Consider the following 3322-nt stretch of genomic DNA (forward strand, 5'->3'; position numbering starts at 1 on the left):
GATGGCGCGGATCTCGGCGGCCGACGGGGCGGCGGAGGCGGCGGGCCTGCTGGCGGCGCTGGGACGGATGCTGCGGATGCGGCAGGGGCTTTGAGCCTTGCCAGAGGGCGGTCCTCGGCGCGAGACTTCGTCCGCAGTCCCGCCTCTTGCAAGGAGCGCCGGTCATGGCACGCTTCTCCCTCCTACCCCTCGCCGCCGCGGCCCTGCTGGCCGCCTCCCCTGCTCCGGCCCAGGACGAGCCGCGCTTCGCGCTCGTCGTGGGCAATGCCGACTACGAGCTGGGGGAGCTGAGGAACCCCGTGAACGACGCCCGCGCCATGGCGGCGGTGCTGCTCGAGACCGGCTTCGAGACGACGCTGATCGAGAACGCCACCGGGGCGGAGTTCGAGGCGGCCGTCGAGGAGTTCCTCGCGGGGCTGCCCGAGACGTCGGTGGGGCTCTTCTACTACGCGGGCCATGCGATCCAGGCGGAGGGGCGCAACTACCTCCTGCCGGTCGATGTGGAGCCCGGCCCCATCGAGACGATCGAGGCGGCAAGCGTCTCGGCCTCGGAGCTCCTCGACCGCTTCCACGATCGGGGGATCGAGTTCGGCATCTTCATCCTCGACGCCTGCCGCGACAACCCCTACGCGCCCGAGGGCGAGATCGGCCGGGGCCTCGCCTCGATGGAGAGCGCCTCGGGCGAGACGCTGATCGGCTTCGCCACGCAGGCGGGCGAGGTGGCCTTCGACGGGGGTGGCCCCAACAGCCCCTACACGGGCGCCCTGGTGAGCGAGCTCGACCGCGAGGGCAAGGACATCCTCGACGTGTTCCGCTCGGTGAGGCGGTCGGTGCGCATCTGGACGGACGGGCAGCAGCGGCCCTTCATCTCGGCCTCCATCGAGCGGGAGTTCTTCTTCCGCCCGCCCACGGGGGACGCGCCGGTGGAGCTGGACCTGGGGGAGCTGACGCTCGAGGGTATCAGGCCGGCGATCGAGAAGCTCTGGTGGGCCGAGATCGAGGAAAGCCGCGTGGCCGAGGACTTCGCGGCCTTCCTGCGGCACTTCCCCGATTCCGACATGGCCGAGACGGCGCGCTCGGCCGCGGCGACGCTGGAGGCGGAGGGGGCGCAGGTCAGGGGGCTTGAGCTCGTGCAGTTCGTGCCCGAGGCGCAGGGGGCGGTGCCCGAGAGCCTGACGGCGGTCATCACCAACTGCGACGTCGCGGCGGGCGACCCCGACGATCCGCGCCGTATCACCGACGGGGTGCGCTGGGGCCTCGTCAACACCCGCGTGGCGATCCGCGAATGCGCGGCGGCGCTGGCCGAGGACCCGACGAACCCGCGGCTCCTTCACCAGATGGGGCGCATCCTCGATATCCAGGGGCGCTTCGAGGAGGCCGAAGGGTTCTACCGGGTCGCGGGCTCGATGGACTACAGCGCGGCGCTTGTGAACCTGGGCTACCTCCACAGCGCGGCGCAGGGGCGCGAGCGCAACTATGCGGAGGCGCTCAGGCTCTATCGGCGGGCGGCGGACTTGGGGAACCCGAGGGCGCGGACCAACATCGGCACCTTTTTCCAGCGCGGCTGGGGGGTGGAGCGCGACACCGACGAGGCGGCCCTGTGGTTTCGCCTCGCCGCGCAGAACGGCTGGCCCAACGCGCTCGACGCGCTCGCCAATCTCTACCGCAGCGGCCCGGGCGAGGACGGGCGGGGGCCTGGGCAGGACATCGCCGAGGCGATCCGACTCTACCGGATCGCGGCCGAGCTCGGCCACACCAATGCGATGAACAACCTGGGCCAGCTCTACATCGCGGGGGAGCTGGTGGAGCGGGACGTGGAGCAGGGCATCGCCTGGCTGACTCGGGCGACGGAACTCGGAAACGCCTATTCGCCGTTCAACCTGGGGCGGCTCTACCGCGACGGCGAGGTGGTGGAGCGGGACGACGCCCTGGCCGTGGAGCTGTTCGAGAGGGCCATCGACAGCGGCTCGGTGCCGGCACGGATCGCCCTGGCGGGGATGTATGCGGATGGGCGCGGCGTGGCGCCCGACCGCGACGAGGCGGCCTTCCACCTGGCGGTGGCGACGCTGATGGGGGACCCAAGGAAGGCCGACGAGGTGGAGGCGGCCGAGGCGCGGCTGGCGGGACTGGGGCTGCCGGAGGACCGGGTCGCGGCGGCGCGGGCGCGGGCCGAAGACTGGGTGCGCGGGAACGGGTGAGGCTCGCCCGGGCGCCGGCTCCGGGCTAGGCTCGCGCGGGGCTTGGGACGGAGCCGGCGAAATGCTGCCCGAGAACTGCTTCTACCTCGATGCCGATTCGGCGCCCGGCCTCGTCCGGTCGGAGCTTTACGGCCACGCGGTGTTCGAGGACGCGGTGGTCTTCGGCAGCGAGGGTCTGGCCGAGTACCTGGCGGGGACCCCTGGGGCGGTGCCGCGCGAGGGGCGGTTCTCGGCGGTGATGCGGCAGGGGGAGCGGCTCCTGATCCGCGCCGATGCGACGGGGCAGGACGCGCTCTACCTGTTCGACCGGGACGGGTTCTGGGCGGTGTCCAACTCCTTCTTGCTCCTGGCCTCGCAGGTCGCGCGGCGGAGGCGGCTCGCGCTGCACCCGCCGGCAGTGATGGGGTTCCACCTGAAGGGCGGGACCCATGTCGGCGAGCAGCTCCTGTCGCACCGGACGATGATCGAGGGGATCGAGATGATCCCCGCCACCTCCGATCTTCTCGTGGATCTGGAGCGCGGCGTAGTGGAGGTCCGCGACCGGCCCTTCCTCGACGCCTTCGGTCTGCGGGGAAGCTACGAGGAGACGCTGCTCTCGATGCTGGAGCGGACGGCGGGAGCCCTGCGGGCGCTGGCGGAGGCGGCGCCGGGGGGGCTCAGGCTCATGCTCTCGGGCGGCTACGATTCGCGGGTGGTGCTGGGGCTCCTGCTCGCGGGCGGGACGCCCCCGGGGCTGGAGGTGACCTCGCACCCGCACCGGGAGGCCGACTTCCCCGTCGCGCAGGCGATCTGCGAGGCGCTGGGCCTGCCGCTCAACCGCCCCGCGCGCGCAGCGGGGGGCCTCCTGTCGGCGGGGGAGGCGCTCAGGGCCTGGGCGCTGTCCTGCGCGGGGACCTACCTGCCGATCTACCCGGTCTCGCGCCTCGCGCCCCGGCCGGAGGCGGAGATCCGGCTGACCGGGGACCAGCCGACCGGCTGGACCTTCTTCCACGGGCGGGCGCCCTTCAACGGCGGCTGGGAGAAGGTCGCGGGCGACATCGAGGCCGCGTTGCGCGGGCGGGGCTTCGCGGGGGAGGCGCGGGAGGACTTCCTGTCGGTCTTCGACCGGATCGGGATGGACCGCG

At 72.7% G+C, this 3322-nt stretch carries 2 protein-coding genes; both read left to right on the forward strand.

The genetic code is table 11. The features are described 5' to 3' along the window. Window positions 1-164: 164 nt before the first annotated feature. Window positions 165-2198, forward strand: coding sequence for a caspase family protein (locus tag AC5JLB_RS18745; RefSeq protein ID WP_495875343.1), 2034 nt, complete (start codon window positions 165-167; stop codon window positions 2196-2198). 61 nt (window positions 2199-2259) lie between these two features. Next, window positions 2260-3322, forward strand: a 1063-nt coding sequence (locus tag AC5JLB_RS18750; RefSeq protein ID WP_495875344.1) for a hypothetical protein, incomplete at its 3' end; no start/stop codon positions are given.

The organism is Myxacorys chilensis (assembly GCF_059505265.1).

Coding starts and splice junctions, on each gene's coding strand:
- AC5JLB_RS18745 (WP_495875343.1), top strand. CDS start 165: ATGGCACGCTTCTCCCTCCTACCCCTCGCCGCCGCGGCCCTGCTGGCC.